The 18,488-nt window shown below is 62.1% G+C and carries 13 protein-coding genes; 8 read left to right on the top strand and 5 right to left on the bottom strand.

Features of this window, described 5'->3' with window-relative positions:
- Nucleotides 1–687: 687 nt before the first annotated feature.
- Complete coding sequence (locus tag ABI546_RS00245) at nucleotides 688–2,994, bottom strand: molybdopterin cofactor-binding domain-containing protein (RefSeq protein WP_348042904.1); 2,307 nt, start codon at nucleotides 2,992–2,994, stop codon at nucleotides 688–690.
- Complete coding sequence (locus ABI546_RS00240; RefSeq protein ID WP_348042916.1) at nucleotides 2,991–3,470, bottom strand: (2Fe-2S)-binding protein; 480 nt, start codon at nucleotides 3,468–3,470, stop codon at nucleotides 2,991–2,993. The genes ABI546_RS00245 and ABI546_RS00240 overlap by 4 nt, the downstream gene beginning before the upstream one ends.
- A 140-nt stretch (nucleotides 3,471–3,610) precedes the next feature.
- On the opposite strand from ABI546_RS00240, the gene ABI546_RS00235 reads away from it, so the two are divergent.
- Together ABI546_RS00235 and ABI546_RS00230 are read left to right on the top strand one after the other, a co-directional pair.
- Nucleotides 3,611–5,539, top strand: a complete 1,929-nt coding sequence (locus ABI546_RS00235; RefSeq protein ID WP_348042902.1) for an ATP-binding cassette domain-containing protein — start codon at nucleotides 3,611–3,613, stop codon at nucleotides 5,537–5,539.
- Between the two features lie 122 nt (nucleotides 5,540–5,661).
- Nucleotides 5,662–7,371 carry a phospholipase D family protein gene (locus ABI546_RS00230; protein WP_348042900.1) on the top strand — a complete coding sequence of 570 codons (1,710 nt, stop codon included), beginning with the start codon at nucleotides 5,662–5,664 and terminating at the stop codon, nucleotides 7,369–7,371.
- A gap of 16 nt (nucleotides 7,372–7,387) precedes the next feature.
- Here the strand turns inward: ABI546_RS00230 and ABI546_RS00225 are convergent, their stop codons facing one another.
- The gene (locus ABI546_RS00225) at nucleotides 7,388–8,995 is read right to left on the bottom strand and encodes a radical SAM protein (protein ID WP_348042898.1); all 1,608 of its coding nucleotides are present in this window, start codon (nucleotides 8,993–8,995) and stop codon (nucleotides 7,388–7,390) included.
- A gap of 131 nt (nucleotides 8,996–9,126) precedes the next feature.
- Here ABI546_RS00225 and ABI546_RS00220 point away from each other — a divergent pair, with 131 nt between their 5' ends.
- The 5 genes from ABI546_RS00220 to ABI546_RS00200 all read left to right on the top strand — a co-directional run bounded on the left by ABI546_RS00220 (nucleotide 9,127) and on the right by ABI546_RS00200 (nucleotide 14,925).
- Nucleotides 9,127–11,307 (top strand): thioredoxin family protein, encoded by a 2,181-nt coding sequence (locus ABI546_RS00220; RefSeq protein ID WP_348042896.1) that lies wholly within the window; start codon nucleotides 9,127–9,129, stop codon nucleotides 11,305–11,307.
- Between the two features lie 33 nt (nucleotides 11,308–11,340).
- Nucleotides 11,341–11,994 (top strand): thioredoxin family protein, encoded by a 654-nt coding sequence (locus ABI546_RS00215; protein WP_348042894.1) that lies wholly within the window; start codon nucleotides 11,341–11,343, stop codon nucleotides 11,992–11,994.
- Between the two features lie 25 nt (nucleotides 11,995–12,019).
- Complete coding sequence (locus tag ABI546_RS00210) at nucleotides 12,020–12,484, top strand: CoA-binding protein (protein WP_348042914.1); 465 nt, start codon at nucleotides 12,020–12,022, stop codon at nucleotides 12,482–12,484.
- A gap of 159 nt (nucleotides 12,485–12,643) precedes the next feature.
- A complete protein-coding gene (locus ABI546_RS00205) occupies nucleotides 12,644–13,342 on the top strand; it encodes a hypothetical protein (RefSeq protein WP_348042912.1) in 699 nt (232 codons plus the stop codon).
- A 245-nt stretch (nucleotides 13,343–13,587) separates the two neighbouring features.
- Nucleotides 13,588–14,925 (top strand): class I SAM-dependent methyltransferase, encoded by a 1,338-nt coding sequence (locus ABI546_RS00200; RefSeq protein ID WP_348042892.1) that lies wholly within the window; start codon nucleotides 13,588–13,590, stop codon nucleotides 14,923–14,925.
- A gap of 21 nt (nucleotides 14,926–14,946) precedes the next feature.
- On the opposite strand, the gene ABI546_RS00195 is transcribed toward ABI546_RS00200, so the two are convergent.
- On the bottom strand, nucleotides 14,947–15,264 hold the full coding sequence (locus ABI546_RS00195; protein ID WP_348042890.1) for a hypothetical protein: 318 nt from the start codon (nucleotides 15,262–15,264) through the stop codon (nucleotides 14,947–14,949).
- A 333-nt stretch (nucleotides 15,265–15,597) separates the two neighbouring features.
- On the opposite strand from ABI546_RS00195, the gene ABI546_RS00190 reads away from it, so the two are divergent.
- Nucleotides 15,598–18,123: an EAL domain-containing protein gene (locus ABI546_RS00190; protein ID WP_348042910.1), complete on the top strand. Its 2,526-nt coding sequence runs from the start codon at nucleotides 15,598–15,600 to the stop codon at nucleotides 18,121–18,123.
- On the opposite strand, the gene ABI546_RS00185 is transcribed toward ABI546_RS00190, so the two are convergent.
- Entirely contained in the window at nucleotides 18,104–18,448 is a 345-nt protein-coding gene (locus ABI546_RS00185) for an aminoacyl-tRNA synthetase (protein WP_348042888.1), read from the bottom strand. The genes ABI546_RS00190 and ABI546_RS00185 overlap by 20 nt on opposite strands.
- Nucleotides 18,449–18,488 lie beyond the last annotated feature (40 nt).

The following is an 18,488-nucleotide window of genomic DNA, read 5'->3' as shown; positions in this document are numbered from 1 at the left end:
AATCTGAGCCAGGATCAAACTCTATAGTTTAATCACTGCAATAATTTTCAACTCCTCGCATTCAACCGAGATTGACTGCGAGAAGAAACTCATAAAAACGGAATTGATGAGAAATCTTGACGATTTCACATTTTCTATCTCTATGAGCGTTTAAGGTCAGAAGACCTGGTTACAAGTAACCTGGCAATCGCCTTCAAACGCCCATACTTATCGGCTGTAAATTTTTAATGATCCTGACTACTTGCGCAGTGCGTTTAGCACTTTGCTTTTGCCGTCTCGCTGTAATCAGCTGAGCCTCGAATTATATACTGGTTTTTAATTCCCAGTCAACCCGAAGGTTATTTGCTTTTCTTGCCTAGCCTGCTAATCCCGAAGAATTTTGCCTGCCTTGCTGTGATCAGCAGAGCCTCAAATTATATACCGGTTTTTGATCACCAGTCAAACTTTTTTGACTCTTTTTTCTGCTGCCTGACTGCTTGGCAATCAGCACTTTCGTTTTCAGCAGAGCCTTGAATTCTATACCGATTTTTGAGTCCCGGTCAACTTTTCAAGATCTTTTTTCTTCTGAACATTTCGCTTTCGCGGTAGCTGCAATTCCGAAGAATTTGTTCGCTGTGTTCAGCAGAGCCATCGACTATAGCACGGTTGTTTTGCGCTTTTCAAACCTTGTCCAAAAAACTTTTCAACTCATGCATTCCAGACGAGAGGCAACGAGCGCAAACGCACTCCGGTAAGCGCATAAAACGCGTTTCCCAGCGCGGGCGCCAGGGGCGGAACACCAGGCTCGCCCACACCGCCTGGCGCCCTGTCGCTGGAGACCATATAGGTCTGCACAAGCGGCGCCTGCTCCAGACCCACCATGGCGTATTGCGGAAAGTTCTTCTGGCGCACGACCCCTTCTTCTATATCTATGCGGCCGTGCAGCGCTGCGGTCAGCGCAAAGATAACGCTTCCTTCCATTTGCTGTGCCACGATGCCCGGGTTCACCACCGTGCCGCAGTCCACAGCACACACCACGCGGTGTACGCGCGGCACACCCTTTAGCAATGACGCCTCCACCACCTGCGCCACGATGGATCCGAACGACTCGTGCAAAGCAATGCCGCGAGCCCGTCCTTCAGGCAACGCACCGCCCCAGTCCGCCTTCAGTGCCGCCAGCTCCAGAACCGCCAGATGGCGGGGGGCCTCTTGTAACAAGGAGCGACGGAAGGCCACCGGGTCCTGCCTGGCGTCTGAAGCCATCTCGTCCACGAAACTTTCCGAAAAGAACGCGTTGTGTGAGTGCCCGACCGATCGCCAATAGCCGACCGGCACGCCCGATCGTGTGGCCACGTGCGACATTGCCTGGCTCGCGAATTCGTAGGGGAGGTCAAACAAGCCTTCTGCGGCACTCTTATCGGGGGTTTCGAACGAGCTCGCGAGATTCGGCAGGTTGCGCTCCAGCCATCGGGGGGTAATGGCATCACCGGCGGACTTGATCGACAAACAAGTGACGCCCCCTTTGTCGTCCAGGCAAGCCCTCAACCGGGCCACTTGCATGGGCCGGTAGAAATCATGTGTGGTGTCTTCTTCCCGGGACCAGATGAGCTGCACAGGCCGGCCACCACATTCCAGGGCAATGCGCACGGCCTGAGCCACGCAGTCGACCTCCAGCCGGCGGCCAAAGCCACCGCCCAGCAAGGTTACGGTGATACTGACATCTTCCTCGGCCACCCCCGCCACACGCGCAGCCACGGCCACCGCCATCTGCGGCACCTGCGTTGGCGCCCACAGCCAGACCTTGCCATCCCTGACCTGCGCGGTGCAGTTCATGGGCTCAAGCGTGGCATGGGCCAGATAAGGGGCGTGGTACAGCGCTTCAATCTTGCGCGCAGCGGATGCCTCCGCCTGGGCGGGATCGCCTTTCTCGTAAAACATATGACCCTCCTGGCGCGCCAGGGCGGTTTCGAGCGACTTTTCAATCGCCCGGCTGTCCAGCGCACCGGCTGGGCGCTGTTGCCAGTCAACGCCAACCGTCAAGGCGGCTTGCTGGGCTTGCCACCAGGTTTTGCCCACAACGGCGAATCCGGCGGTCGATCCTGCATAGGCGGGCAGCCGCACCAGGCGCTCTACACCGGGCAAGGTCAGCCCCGCATTGACCTGAATGGCGCCCGCCGAGCCGCCCAGCATGGGGCAAAGGCGAACCGCCGCATACAACATGCCCGGCAGCCGGACATCCAGGCCAAAAACCGCCGTGCCATTGACTTTGGCGGGCACATCCAGGCGCAGCGCGCTGCGACCTATCAATTTCCAGTCGGCACGGCTTTTGAGCACCACATCGCCCGGCGGGGTCGCCGCGGCAAATTTCGCGAGTTCACCGTAATGCGCCTGCGGCCCGGAAGGGTGCGAGATTACCCCGTTGCGGATACTGAGCTCATCTACCGGCAGCTTCCAGTCCAGCGACGCCGCCCCCAGAAGGGAGGCCCGGGCGGTTGCAGCCGCCATACGCACCACCACCCACGCATCCGCCAGGCTGGAAGAGCCCCCCGTTGCATTGATGCCCAGTTCGCGGGCGATCTTGCCCACCAGCCATTCACCGATGCGGACCTTGGCGGGACGGACCCGGGGTGCGCCTTCTGCGGAATAGTCATCCGTTTCCAGCGGATGAAACGGCAGGCTCCCCACCAGCATGGCGACATTGCCGTAGATCGCGTCGGCGCCCGCTTGCTCGACGCTGACCCGCTGCAAGGGCAGGTCCAGCTCTTCAGCCACGAGCATGGCCAGTGCCGTGTGTACGCCCTGACCCATCTCACTGCGCGGCATGGCCACCACCACGCGGCCGTCCGCCTGAATCTTGATCCAGCCATTGAGCACCACACCTTCCACCGGGGGCGTGCTGACCGGCCAGGGGTTTGCCGCGCTGCCCAGCCGTGACCGGGGCGGCGAAAAGCTCCAGGCCACCAGCAGGGCGCCGGCCATACCGCTTGCGCTGAGCAGCCATGCCCTTCTTTTCATGCCCGGACCTTGTGCGCCGCGCCGCCCGTCGCCATGCCGGCCGCCCGCTTGATGGCCAGGCGAATCCGCTGGTATGTGCCGCAGCGGCAAATATTGGTCATCACGGCATCAATATCCAGGTCAGTGGGCCTCGGCGTTTTGTCGAGCAGCGCCGCAGCCGCCATCAACATGCCCGATTGGCAGTAGCCGCACTGGGGCACCTGCTCTGCAATCCAGGCCAGCTGCAGGGCGTGGGGTTTGTCGGGCGAGCCCAGGGCCTCGATCGTCTGGATGCGCTTGCCGGCCATCGCGGAAACCGGCACCACGCAGGAGCGCACGGCCTGGCCGTCCACCCGCACGGTGCAGGCACCGCAGGCAGCCACTCCGCAGCCGAACTTGGTGCCCGTCATATTCAGCACATCGCGCAACACCCACAACAACGGCATGCCGGGGTCGGCATCAACCTGCACGGTCCGGCCATTGAGGTCCAGCTTGATCGGTGACTCCACGCAACGCTCCCTGAAGGCCAAAGGAGAGGTCACTATAGCGATTTGGCGCTGCTTCAACCCCAAAACCGCGCGGCGCCAACCCGGTAAACCGTGGGGCCGCTGCGGCCACGGGATAATCAGTCACTTATATGGCACTTATTACCTTACTGGACGCCCAACTCGCTTTTGGGCACGTCGCACTGCTGGACCACGCAGATTTTTCCCTTGAAACCAACCAGCGCATCGGCCTGATCGGGCGCAACGGCACGGGCAAGTCGTCCTTGCTGAAAATCCTCGCCGGCCTGGAAAAGCCCGACGACGGCACGCTGCAACTGCAGAACAACCTGCGCATCGCCTACGTGCCGCAGGAGCCTAGCCTGGACCCTCATGCTACTGTTTTTATAGCTGCCAGCGCAGGACTGGCGAGGACCAGGCACGTAGTTGAACAATATCTGGCGGCCGACGAGAACACCGACCTGGACGCGCTTCAATCGGAAATCGAGGCGCTGGACGGCTGGACCTGGGAGCAACGCGTCGAAGAAACCCTGCACCGCCTGCACCTGGACAAGGACGCCATCGTCGGTTCGCTCTCGGGCGGCACCAAGAAGCGCGTGGCGCTGGCCCAGGCACTGGTCGCCAAGCCCGACGTGCTGCTGCTCGACGAGCCGACCAACCACCTGGACCTGGACTCGATTGCCTGGCTGGAGGAATTGCTGGTCAATTTCAACGGCAGCATCATCACCATCACCCACGACCGGGCCTTCCTCGACCAAGTCGCTACCGTGATCGTTGAGCTGGATCGCGGCAAGCTCAACAGCTACCCCGGCAACTTCGCCCAGTACCTGGTGCAAAAAGAAGAGCAGATGGCACAGGAAGCCGTCATCAACGCCAAGGCCGACAAGCTGCTGGCGCAAGAGGAAGTCTGGATCCGCAAGGGCGTGGAAGCGCGCCGCACCCGCAGCGTGGCCCGTATCGGCCGGCTTGAAGTGCTGCGCGACAACCGCTCGGCCCGGCGTGACGCCGTCGGCCGCGTCAATCTGGACATCTCGAGCGGCGAGAAAAGCGGCAAGATCGTCGCCGAACTCACCGACGTGAGCAAAAGCTTCGGCCACCCAGGCAGCGAAAAGCTCATCGTCAACAAATTCACCGGCACCTTGCTGCGCGGCGACAAGATCGGCCTGCTGGGCCCCAACGGCGCCGGCAAGACCACGCTGCTCAAGCTGATCCTGGGCGAGTTGCAGCCCGATGTGACCACGCCGCCCGGCAAGATCCGCCAGGGCGCCAACCTGCAGGTGGCCTACTTCGACCAGATGCGCGACAGCCTGGACCTGGACGCCACGCTGGAAGACTTCATCAGCCCCGGCAGCGAGTGGGTCGAAATCAACGGCCAGAAAAAGCACGTCAAGAGCTACCTGACCGACTTTCTGTTCTCGCCTGCACGCGCCAATTCACCCGTGCGAACGCTTTCGGGCGGCGAGCGCAACCGGCTGCTGCTGGCGCGCCTGTTTGCCCGCCCCGCCAACGTGCTGGTGCTGGACGAGCCGACCAACGACCTGGACATCGACACGCTCGAGTTGCTGGAAGACCTGCTGCAAAACTACGAAGGCACGGTTTTCCTGGTCAGCCACGACAGGCGCTTCCTCGACAACGTGGTCACCAGCACCATCGCCTACGAAGGCACACCCGAGAACCCAGGCTTCTGGCGCGAGTACGAAGGCGGCGTGACAGACTGGATCACCCAGTCCAAGCGCGCAGCGCAAATCACCGGCGCGAACAAACCCGCCGGCAATACGCCCAGCACCAAGAATTCAAGTAAAACAAGCCCGCAGCCCAATAAGGACGAGCGCGAGCAGCTATCAAAAAAGAAGCTAAGCTACAAAGAGCAACGCGAGCTTGAGGGTTTGCCGGCGCTGATCCAGCAGCTCGAATCGCAGCAAAAGGCCATCGAGCAGGAGCTTTATGACGGAACGCTCTACACCACCAATGCCAAACGGGCGGCCGAGCTCAACGCCCGCAACAGCAAGATCGAGGAAGAGCTGATGGCGGCGCTGCAGCGCTGGGAAACCTTGTCCTCGTAAGGCGCCGGCGCCCGCCCGGCGCGATGCAGCGCAGTCAAGCCGGGCGCCTACAAAAAGAATCGGCGCCAGCGCAGGGGGTTGTGACATCCCATACATCTCCTTACGCTACAGTGGCTGGCACCATGCAGACCACCTCCCGCGTACCTCCTGAAACTGGTTTTCTCCCGCCTGCGGGCTGGCGCACGCTGCAGCGGCTGGCCATTGCAGCCGTGGGTCTCTGGATGGCCGGCTGCGCCTCGCTGCCCAGCGAGGTTGACCGCCCGGTGTCCACAGCGCTGGCCAACCCGGCGGAAACGCGACTGGGCAGCCTGGTTGCCGCCCGTGCCGCCAAGGCGGGAACCCGCAACGACTCGGGTTTTGCACTGGTAGGTGACGCGGAGCTGGCCTTTACCAGCCGGATGACCTTGATCAAGGCGGCGCAAAAGACGCTGGACATCCAGTACTACGCCATCTTTGCCGACGAAACCACCGAACGCATGTTTGACGCGCTGCGCGAGGCAGCCGATCGCGGGGTGCGCATCCGCATCCTGCTCGACGACTTCAACACCTCTGGCAAGAACGCGCAGGTGCTGAAGCTGGCTTTTGAGAAAAACATCGAACTGCGGCTTTTCAACCCGCTGCCGGGTGGGCGTGGCTCGCTGATGTTCCGCATCCTCGGCAATCTCAAGGACGTGGCGCGCATGCAGCGGCGCATGCACAACAAGATTTTTGTGGCGGACAACGCCGTGGCGATTACAGGCGGGCGCAACCTGGGCGAGACCTACTTCGGCCAAAGCACGGGCACCAATTTCGTGGACATCGACGTGCTGGCGGCCGGCCGCATTGCGCAAGACCTGTCACGCAGCTTTGACCAGTACTGGAACAATCCGCTGGCCTATCCGGTTCAATCGCTGATGACCGAAAAGGAAATCGACGCACTCAAGCCCAAGCCAGCCCCCGCTGGCAGCCCGGCCGCACCCAAGGACATGGCACTGGCCGTGAATCTTCCGGCCGGTGACGGCGCCGCGCCCTCCTCCCCCAAGCCGGAGCGGCCCGGCCCCGCAGTGCCAACGCTGCCGGATTCAACCGACCTGCGGCTTTTGACCTGGACCTGGGCGCCTTCGGTGCTGCTGGTGGACAAGGCCTCCAAGATCGCGGCCGACGCCGACACGACCGAAGAATCTCAAGACACCACCGTCGACGGCCTGCTGCAGCTGATGTCGCAGGCAAAAAGCAACCTCCTGATCGTCTCGCCCTATTTCGTGCCCGGCGAACGCATGATGAAGCAGTTTGCCGATCTCCGCCAACGCGGCGTTCGTGTGCGCGTGCTGACCAACTCGCTGGCGTCCAATGACGCACCGGCCGCCCACGTCGGCTACGCCCGCTACCGCAAGGCCTTGCTGGCGCTGGGCATTGAGCTGTATGAAATGCGCGCCGAGCAGGAAGGCACTTTCAGCAGCTTTGGCTCAGCGGCCATTTCCGGCGGCTCGATTGGTGGATCGACGGGCGGCTCCACCGGTGGCTCACGTGCCAGCCTGCATTCCAAGGTCGTTGTCATGGACGACCGCCTGCTGGTCGTGGGTTCCATGAACCTTGATTTGCGCTCGCAGCTGCAAAACAGCGAAGTGGCCATCGTTATCCGCAACCGTGCCATCTCGGCCGAAGCCACGCGCCTGATCGAGCCGACGCTGGCTTCGGGCGCCTACCACGTCGAGCTGGAAAACCAGCAGCTCGTCTGGCGCGCGCCGCAGGGCTCACAACTCAAGGATTCCCTGGTTGAGCCGGATGCGGGCCTGGGACTGAAGCTGATGCTCAAGCTGATCGGGCCCTTCGCGCCCGACGAAATGCTGTAACCCGCCTCACGGGCGCTCAGGCCGCGGCGGCAGCCTTCTGAATGGCGTTGCGGTGATGCACCGCGTCATCGTGCAATCCTGATTGCTGGTTCACATGGCGGCCCTGCCGTTCGGCGCCCTGCCTGCCGGCGCGCAGTGGCGCAACTGACCGGGTTGCGCCCAGTACATCCGCCAGGCAATGCGGCCGGCCGCGTGCGCCGCTGGCCAGGTAATCCGACAGCAGCGCACTGCGCACCTCCGCGTCAGCCAGGCCACGCAAGTTCGTGAGGTGCTCAAACAGCAAGTCGACGAGCTTTTCGGGTGCGAACTCATGGATTTTAGCGGTAGAGGCCCAGAGCCAGTCGCTGAAATGCAGAAAATGACCAAACGCCGAGCCGGGCTCCAGCAGCAACTGCAGGGCTTTGGCAAAGCGCCCTGAATTGGCCAGCATTTCCCAGTACCGTGCAAAGCGGTTGATGCGCTGCATGGTGACGAAGTCAATCGTGGAGTTCTGCAAGATCGTGTACGGGGTCTGCGGGTCATAGGCCATGGCGAATTCCGCCGTATGCCGCGTGATCGGTGTGCCGCGCAGTCGCTTCAAAATACCGAACTGGATTTCGTGCGGCGCAAGCTCATACAGCCGGTCAAAGCCTTCGGCAAAGCTTTCCAGGGTTTCACCGGGCAGGCCGAAAATCAGGTCGGCATGCACATGCGCCTGGCTCTCGTTCACCAGCCAGCGCAGGTTGTCAGCGGTCCGGGCGTTGTCCTGTTTGCGCGAAATACGTTGCTGCACCTCGGGGTTAAAACTTTGAATGCCCACTTCGAACTGCAGCGACCCCGCCGGAAACTGCGCAATCAGCACTTTGAGCCGGTCGGGCAAGCTGTCGGGCACGACTTCAAAGTGAACGAACAGGTCAGGCGCCATCCGGTCCAGGAAAAATTGCAGGATCCGCACCGAATTTTCGACCTTCAGGTTAAACGTGCGGTCCACAAACTTGAAGTTGCGCGCACCGCGCTGATACAAGGTCTCCATCTCGGCCATAAAAACGTCCAGGTCGAAAGCCCAGGCGGTCTTGTCGAGCGAGCTCAGGCAGAACTCGCACTTGAACGGGCAGCCACGCGAGGCCTCGACATAGAGCAGTCGTTTGGCCAGGTCTTCGGCGGCGTATTCGCCGTAAGGCAGCGCCAGCGCTTCAAGCGCCGGCTGCTCACCGGCAATGATTTTCATCAGCGGCTGCGGGCCGTCCAGCAAGGCCCGGCAAAGTTTGGGAAAGCTCACGTCGCCCCAGCCGGTCACCACATGGTCGGCCAGGCGGCAAATCTCCTGCTCGCCGGTTTCAAAGCTCACCTCGGGTCCGCCCAGCACGATCTTGATGCCAGGCCTCAAAGTCTTCAAGAGGCGCACCACCTGGGTGGTTTCCACCACGTTCCAGATATAGATACCCAGGCCGATGACGTCAGGGTTGAGCGCCAAAAGCTCCTCGACGATCTGCATGGGGCGTTGCTGGATCACGAATTCCCGCAGTTGCGTCTGCGCGCGCAGGCCGGGACCGCCGTGCAGGTCCATATTGGCCAGCAGGTAACGAAGACCCAGCGAAGCGTGGATGTACTTCGCGTTGAGGGTAGCGAGGACAATGCGTGGCATGCCCCTATTATCTGGGCTGACTCTGAAAACGGCTGTAATAAGGTAGCGCGTAGAGAGACTAAGCGTCAGGGGCTGTTTTGCACCATAGGCTCCAGGAACTAATCTCTGCGTCACTTGCTCACACTTCCACAATGAATTCCAAACGCTTTCCGTTTGCCGCCCTGGCTGCTACTTTTTTGATAGCTGCTTGCGCAATCTCCATGCCGGCTAGCGCCCAAAAAGCATTTTCCGAGATTCTGGGCAAAGGCAAGCTGGGCACAACCGGGGCGGTTGTCACGACGGAACAGGTCCGTGCCGAGCTGCTGGCCTGGGCTCCGGAAGGGGTGGAGCCCGGCAAGCCAGTGTGGGTGGGCCTGCAGCTCACGCACCAACCCGAGTGGCACACCTACTGGAAAAACTCCGGCGACTCCGGCCTGCCGACGCAGCTTGACTGGCAGTTGCCCAGCGGCATCAGCGCAGGCGATATCGCCTGGCCGACACCCAAAAAAATTCCGATTGGTACGTTGGCCAATTACGGCTATGAAAAGGCCGTGCTGCTGCCTGTGCCCCTGACGGTGGCACCCGGCTTTAACGCCAGCCAACTGGAGGTAAAACTCAAGGCGGCCTGGCTGGTGTGCCGCAAGGAATGCATTCCGCAGGAGGGCGACTTTTCGTTAAGCATCCCTGTGCGAAGCTCGACCGCGGCCAGCGGCCAGCTGTTCCAGGACACATTCGCCGCCACACCCAAAGCCCTGGCGGCCGGGGCCAGCCAGGTGGAAGTCGAAGGCAAGGCCATCAATATCTCCCTGGCTGGCCTGCCCGCCGCCTTGCAAGGTAAAACACTGGCGCTGTACCCCGAAACCGGCAGCGTCATAGAGCCCGCCGCCCCCTGGCAACAGGCCTGGCAAGGCGCCGTGTGGACAGCCAAGGTGCCCTTATCGGGCCAACGCACCGAAAGCCCGGCCAGCATGCCCCTGGTGGTGGCCCTGGAAAACGCCGCCTACCGCATCGATGCGCCAGTCAAAGGCCCGTGGCCCGCGCAGGCAGCGGCCACCGTTGTGCCACCGGCGCTTGAAGCGGCCTTGCGCGCCAATGCGTCGGCCGGTGCGGCGCCCGTGCAAACCAGCACGCCACCAGTCGGCCTCATCGCCGCCCTGCTCGGCGCCTTGCTTGGCGGACTGGTCTTGAACCTTATGCCCTGCGTGTTTCCGGTGCTGGCCATCAAGGTGGTGGGCTTTGTGCATGTGAAGGACCAGGCCACGCGCCTGGCCACCGGCCTGGCCTACGCCGCGGGCGTGGTGATGTCTTTTCTTGCGCTGGGTGCGTTGCTGCTGGGTTTGCGTGCCGCGGGCGAACAACTGGGCTGGGGCTTTCAGCTGCAAAACCCGGCGGTGGTCGCGCTGCTGGCGGCGCTGTTCACCTTGCTGGGCCTGAACCTGGCAGGCCTGTTTGAATTCGGCAACGTCCTGCCAGGCCGGCTCGCGGGCTGGCAAGCGAAAAATCCCACCGTCAACGCATTTTTGTCGGGTGTACTGGCCACCGCCATTGCATCACCCTGCACCGCCCCCTTCATGGGCGCTTCATTAGGTTATGCAGTGGGTCTTCCGGCGCTTGAAGCCTTGTCCGTGTTTGCGGTCATCGGTATCGGCATGGCATTGCCTTATCTGGCGGCGAGCGCCATACCGGCTGTGGCACGGGTGTTGCCGCGTCCTGGCCCCTGGATGGTGACCTTCAGGCAGCTGATGGCATTCCCTATGTTTGCCACTGTGGCCTGGCTGGTCTGGGTATTGGGCCAGCAAAGCGGCATTGACGGCGCGGGCGCGCTGCTGGCGCTGCTGGTGTTGATGGCGTTGGCGATCTGGGCCTTTACCTTGCGCGGCACGGCGCGTACGTTGCTCGTGGCTTTTTCCGTGGCCCTGTGTGCCATCGGTCTGTGGTCCATAGGCCCCAACATCACCCGGCCGATGGCCGTCGCGTCCGCCGCACCGGCAGCGGGCGGCTGGCAGGCCTGGGAACCGGGCCGGGTTGACCAGCTCGCCGCGCAAGGGCAAAGTGTATTTGTGGATTTCACCGCCGCCTGGTGCGTAACCTGCCAGTACAACAAGAAGACCACGCTCGCCAATGCCGCGGTACTGGCCGATATCCAGTCGAAAAATGTGGCACTGCTGCGCGCCGACTGGACTCGGCGCGACCCGGCCGTCACGGCGGCGCTGACCCAGCTGGGCCGCAGCGGCGTGCCGGTATACGTGATCTATAAACCCGGCCGCGCGCCCGTGGTGCTGTCGGAGATTCTGTCGGTTGACGATGTGAGGGCCGAGCTGGCCAAGCTGTGATGTTGCCTGTTTCTTTCTTAAGGGAGTCAAGCCATGAATGATCAAGTACCCGTTGTCCGGCAACTCAACCGCCGCCATTTCTCCGGCGCCCTGGTGGCGGCACCCTGGCTGGCCTCGGCCGCATTTTCGGCACGGGCCGCTGCAGCCGTCGGCCAGGCGGCGCCCGACTTCTCTGCCGTCGACACCAGCGGCAAAACCCGCAACCTGAGTGACTACAAGGGCAAGCTGGTAGTGCTGGAGTGGACCAATCCAGGTTGTCCCTTTGTGCGCAAGCACTACAGCGGCAACATGCAAAGCCTGCAAAAAGAGTTCACCGCCAGGGGCGTGGTGTGGCTGGCCGTCAACTCCACCGAAACGGGCAGCGGCGACTACCTGACGCCGGCCAGGCTGGCCGGCTGGATGACCGAAAAGCAGGGCCAGCCCAGCGCCACGCTGATGGACGAATCGGGCAAGATCGGCCAGCTCTACAGTGCCAAGACCACGCCGCACATGTACATCATCAGCCCGCAAGGCCAGCTGGTCTATGCCGGCGGCATAGACAGCATTCCCTCGGCCCGCGTGGACGACATCAAGACCGCCACCAATTACGTGCGCCAGGGCCTGACAGAAGCGCTGGGCGGCAAGCCACTGAGCGTGGCCAGCAGCCGCGCCTACGGCTGCTCGGTCAAGTACAAGGACGCGGCGTAGATTCCCCGAAAAACACCTGGCCATGATGACCTCCCTGTCCCCCGCCAAGCGCATGCCGCACATCCTGAATCACTGCCGCACCATTGCGGTGGTGGGCTTGTCGCCCAAGCCGCATCGCGCCAGCTTTGATGTGGCGCGCTACATGCAGACCAATGGATACCGCATCGTTCCCGTTAACCCGAACGCCGCCGAGGTGCTCGGTGAAAAGGCGTATTCGACGCTGACGGAAGCCGCGCAGCACGAAAAGATCGACCTGGTGAATTGCTTTCGCAACAGCGAAGACATCCCGCCTGTTGTCGACGAAGCCATTGCCATAGGCGCCAAAGCCGTGTGGATGCAGCTCGGCATTTCCAACGCCGCAGCTGCCGCAAAGGCGGAAGCTGCCGGCTTGCTGGTGGTGCAGGACCACTGCATCAAGATTGACCACCGGGTGCTGCTGTCTCGCGGCCTGGTGCATCCGGCCGCCGACACGGGCGCGGCCTCCGCCTGAGACTTGCCGTTGCGGCCAGCGGTGGTCCGGGAAAGCCATGCTTGCGCGGGGCAGCGCAGCCGCTGAAAATGCCACATGTCCCTGCGCATGGCACTCACTTTCCCTCCCGCACCCGCCGTTCTGTTTTTCCACCTTTCGCCGTTCCATCTTCCCCTGCTGATGACCCTTGCCGTATTGGCCGGCTGCGCCGGCCAGGCACCTACGCACAGGGGCGAAGCGCAGGCCGCTCCCATGGCCGCCAGCGAGGTTGGCCAGTCGGACGTGAACCGCATGGCGACCCTGGGCATGCGCGATAACCTGGAGAGCCTGCTGCGCCTGGCCGACAAACTGTATCGGCGCAACCCGGCCGAGTGGCGAAAAACCAGCACGCTCGGCCGCGATGCGGCCCTGGCCCAGTTGCGCGTGGCCGTCGACACCCGCACGCCCTGGCCCGAGCTGCAGGGCAAGCGCGATATCGCCGCGCTGTCGCTGGCGCTGGGTCCCGACTTCAAGGGCGACCGTGTGGCGGCCTTCATTTATGCCAGTGCCGACATGGTGATCACGGCCCACGGCGGGAAAGCAGCGTATTACCTGACCGATAGCCTGGATCCGCAATACATCTACAACGCCGCCCGCAACATCGAAATTGCCGCATGGATGCTGTCCCACCGGCGCAATGCGGCGGGGCAGCCCCTGCTACTGGCCGACGAAATCACCGAACGCGAGCGCAACCTGAGTTTTGAACGTGAATTTGGCAAGGTCATTGGACGGCTGGATCTGCTGGCTTCGGTATTGACCGAAAAATACCGGCGTGCCGTGATTACCTATGTCCAAAATCTGTTGGGCGGAACCTTCCTGCAATTCCTCCCGGTTAGGTAGGTACACCCCCTTCTCGGCTCACTTCGTGTAGCCGGATCCCCCCTTGCAGGGGGCGACCGCTGTGGTCCGGCAAAGCCGGCCCACGCTGTCACTGGCTGGAACCCTCTTCGCCAATCGGTCTCCGCAGGCTCACTCCCGTGTAGTCGGTTCCGCGCCGTCACTTGGAAAGGCGGAATACTCCGGGCGATGGTGATGCTGCGGGCGGAGACAATAGGCGTTTGCAATTGCCTTTCCGGAAGCTGCCAATGCCCGACAACTACCTGCCCGAAGTCAGAAACCAGTACGAAGCCCTGCCTTACCCCCCCTGCAATCCGCAGGACGACCATCGGCGTCTGGTCAGGACCTGGCTGGAAGATTTGCCCATGATCAACCATTACTGTTTTGCGGGAAAGCAGTCATTCCAGGATGGTTTTCGGGCACTGGTGGCGGGTGGGGGCACCGGAGACGCCACCATTTTCCTGGCGGAGCAGTTGCGCCACACCAATGCACAGATCGTGCACCTTGACATGAGCAGTGCCAGCATTGCCCTGGCCAAAGAGCGCGCGCAGATTCGCGGGTTGGCAAACATCACCTGGGTTCACGATTCATTGCTGAACCTGCCCGCCCGGGCAGCAGAGCTCGGCACCTTCGACTACATCAATTGCAGCGGCGTGCTGCATCACCTGGCCGATCCCGACGCAGGATTCAGGGCGCTGCTCAGCGTGCTCAAGAAGGACGGCGCCATCGGCCTCATGGTGTATGCCACTACGGGCCGTATCGGTGTGTACCAGATGCAGGCGCTGATGCGCCTGGTCAATGGTGACGAAACCGACGCGCAGCGCAAGATTGCCAACACGCGCGATATCCTGGCCAGTCTGCCGCCAGGCAACTGGTTCAAGCGCAGCGAAGACCTGCACCACGACCACAAGATGGGCGACTCTGGCATCTACGACCTGCTGTTGCACTCGCAGGACCGCGCCTATAGCGTGGGCGAGCTGTTTGACTGGCTTGGTGACGAAGCGGAGGGTGCAAAGGACGGGCACGGCATGCACCTGGAATTCACCGACGTGCAGCGCGGCCTTTCGCCCTATTTGCCGCATATGGTGCTGGGGAGCAGGCCACCCGCCATGGCCGCAGCATTGCGCAAGCTGCCACGCAGGCAGCAGTATGAAATGGCTGAACTGATGGCTGGCACCCTCATCACCCATTCGCTGTATGTCACCCGAAGCGGCGCATGCAAGGCGCCTTACGGCGACCCCGACTACGTGCCGTTTTTCTACCATGAGCCTTTGACAGGGGAACTTGCCGCGCAGGTTTTCGGCAGTAACCGGGGTCAGCCCTTCGTGCTCAGGCACCAGCACTCGGGTGTCGCGGTCACGGTCAACCCAGGCAGATACGGGGCGAAGCTTTTGTCACTGATTGACGGCGAAAGAAGTTTTGGCGAGATCTTTGATGCGTTTCGCGCCGCGTGGCAAGGCAAGGCCGCAGCTCCCGACAACACCACGCTATTTGCCGACTTCGCCGAATCCTTCGACACGCTGGCCGCCCTCGACCGGGTGCTGCTCAGGCACCCCAGCGCCGACCCGGCACTGGCCGCCGTGTAGCAGGAGGTCTCAAAACGCCGGTCAGTGCCCGGCCATGGCGGCACTGACGGCCCGCTCAGACGAGCCGGGCGCAACCAGGGAGCTGGCGATCTGCAGATCCACCACCACCACGAGCTCCCCGCCGAACCGGCCAATTCCCAATCCACTCATCAGGCGTTGCTCTTCCTCGTCTGAGGCCATGCGCACAAAACACAGCGCCTGCTGCTTTCCGGCATGGGAGGCCGGCAGGACTTTAAGCTGCGCGACCGACCCAAAATGAGAGCACATGTTCCGGAAAACCACTTGCAAGGTGGCAATGTCGGGGCACTGCTGCAGCTGATCGAGTTCAAGAGGAGTCATTTTTTCGCTTCACCAGAAGAGGAGTAGATCGGGCGACAAGGAATACCAAGGCTCGGTCAGCGGTGACAAAAGATAAGAAGGAGGAGGTGGTGCAGCTTGCGGCGAAGTGTTGCCGTGCGCCGTGAGGCATCAACAATGCCTAGCGTAGGACAAATTCGACGCGACTTCAGCAACAGAACGTTTTGCAACGCTTCTCGCCAACGCTTGCAAATCTCCCACGCTCCTGACGTCCATCCGCACCGTGAATGCATCAGCATCAAAGACTCTCGATTTGAAAAGCAGGTGCTGCTCCCCGTGTCCGTTGCTACTGTTGTTCCCACGTCCGCACTTCATGTGTTGCCCCCGCCTGACGAAGAGGCGAGTACCCGCCCGCACGAGGCGGACCGTTTGACCCGTCTGGCCGCGCGCACATGTGCCACGCCCATCGCTATCGTGGTGGCACTGGAAAACGGCCAACCGATTTTCTGGTCGGGCACCGGCTTTGCTCCGCACGAACGCGAAGGCCTCGTCATGCTTTGCGGCGCGACGCTTGACAACCCTCCGCGCCAACCCCTGCTACCGTCGCGTTGCGCCCCCGAAATCTTTTTTTACCGCGGCAGTCCGTTGATCCGTGAAGACGGTGTCCTGATAGGCGTGCTGGCCGTGATGGACAGGGTCGCGCACAAACTTGACGCGGCCCAGGAGGAAGACCAGGACACACTGGCCGGATTGATCGCCTCACAGCTGAACCTGCAGCAGCAACAGGCGCGCCGGACTTTGGAAGCAGGAGGCCATGGAAGCCCCGACGCGGATCAGCAGGAAGAAGACGCCCAGCGCCTGGCCACGCGTTTGGGCATCACACTGGAGAGCATCACCGAAGGGTTTTACACCCTGGACCCGCAATGGCGTTTTACTTACCTCAATCGGGAGGGCGCCCGGTTGCTCCGCAGGCCCAGCAAGGAACTCCTGGGGAAAAGCATCTGGAAGGAATTTCCGGGTGCCATCAACACCTCGTTTTCAGAACAGGTCCGGGCTGCGGTGGCGGGAAATTACCAGGTGGAATTTGAAGCCCTGTATACGCCCCTGGACAAATGGTTCGAGATCCGCGCCTATCCGTTTCCGGACGGGCTGGCCATTTACTTTCGTGATGTCAGTGAGCGACGCAAGGCCAGAGAGCAACTCATGCTGCTGGAAACCAGCATCTCTCGCCTCAACGACATCGTGCTCATCGCCGAGGCGGTTCCCTCGGGCCGGCCCGGGCTGCGCATCATCTTCGCCAACAATGCCTTTGAGCAGCACACGGGTTACAGCCCCGGCGAAGCGCTGGGCCACTCACCGCGCCTGCTGTGCGGACCGTTGACCCAGCGCAGCGAACTCGAACGCATCAGCACGGCCTTCCAGAAAGGCGAGCCCGTCCAGGCCGAACTCATCACCTACAAGAAGAACGGCCGGCACTTCTGGATGGAAGTCGACATCGTGCCGGTGGCCGACGACGCCGGCATTTTTTTCACCCATTGGGTCGCGGTGGGGCGCGACATCACGCGCAGAAAGGTGGCGGAAAGCGAAATCAAGCACCTCGCCTTCTACGACCCGCTGACGCAGCTGCCCAATCGCCAGCTGCTGATGGACCGGCTGCAACAGGCCCTCACCCACAACTACAGGCACCCGAGGGAAGCGGCCCTCATGTTCATTGACCTGGACAACTTCAAGACGCTCAATGACACCATGGGCCACCAGAAGGGAGACTTGTTGCTGCAACAGGTCGCTAAACGCCTGGCCGCCTGCCTGGAGCAGCCCGATACGGTGGCGCGCCTGGGCGGCGACGAATTTGTCGTCATGCTGGAGGACCTGGGCCAGGACCCGCGCGAAGCGACCGCCAAGGCCGAGGCCGTGGGCGCGCGAATTCTTGCCGCTCTGAGCGAGCCTTACAGCCTGGCCGGCTACCAGCACTACAGCACCTGCAGCATCGGCATCACCTCGTTCAACCAGACCTTGGACAACATTGGCGATCTGCTGAAACAGGCTGACCTGGCGATGTACCAGGCCAAGATGTCCGGGCGCAACACCATCTGCTTCTTCAACCCCGCCATGCAGGCCGCGGTGACCGCCAGTGCCGCATTGCAGTCGGACTTGCGCCAGGGCCTGCGCGAGGACCAGTTTCTGCTGTATTACCAGCCTCAGGTGGGCCGCGACGGGCGCATGACGGGCGTGGAGGCGCTGCTGCGCTGGCGCCATGGCAGTCGAGGCATGGTGCAACCGTCCGAGTTCATTCCCGCGGCGGAAGAGGCGGGGCTGATACTGCCGCTGGGTCAGTGGGCACTCGAGACCGCCTGTCGCCAGCTCGCGGCATGGGCCCATCGCCCCGAAACCGCTGCCTTCAGCGTTGCCGTCAATGTGAGCGTGCGGCAGTTTCGGCATCCCGAATTTGTCGACCTCGTCATGGCAGCCCTCAAGGAAACCAAGGTCAGCCCGCACAAGCTCAAGCTGGAGCTGACAGAGAGCCTGCTTGCGGAAGACATGGACATCACCATCACCAAGATGGCCCGGCTCAAGAAAATGGGCGTGACGCTGTCTCTTGACGATTTCGGCATGGGGTATTCGTCGCTATCGTGCCTCAAGCGCCTGCCCCTGGACCAGCTGAAAATTGACAAATCCTTTGTGGAAGACATCCTGCGCGACCCCAACGATGCCGCCATCGCACGCACCATCATCGGCCTGGCACAAAGCCTGGGGCTTGGCGTCGTGGCGGAAGGGGTTGAGACCGAAGCCCAGCGCGACTTTTTGTCACGCCACGGCTGCGACTGCTACCAGGGCTACCTGTTTTGCAAGCCCCTGCCCATCGATGAACTGGAGGCGTTCATCAAGACACTGCGCATGTAGCCAGATGATGTTCGAGCCGGAAGATCACCTCCTTGACGATGCCGTACATCACAGCACGGTCGCGACTGGGGTGCTCCGCGAATTGCACAGTCGTGGCGCCCATGGCCGCGCTGTCAGCACCATAACTCACCGTGATGCCGTAGGCTGTCATCAGGGGGCCGCAGGCACGCCAGTCGCGTGTCCATTGGGGCAAGGCCTGGTTGTTGTCCCATAAGGTCCCCGCGCTTTCATAGCACTCCTCGATGTGTGCATGGCCCAGCAGCTGCGCCAGGTGCCGCTCGCGGGCGACGCAGCTGCGAAAATACTCCTGGTCAGTGATGCGCATGAAACACCCCTTTCGGGCCAGGCGGGGCCCGTACGGCCAT

The sequence above is a fragment of the Polaromonas sp. genome, assembly GCF_039932935.1.
Classification (GTDB): domain Bacteria; phylum Pseudomonadota; class Gammaproteobacteria; order Burkholderiales; family Burkholderiaceae_C; genus Polaromonas.
Note: the sequence above shows the minus strand (reverse complement) of the source record. Positions and strands in the feature narration are given on the sequence as shown.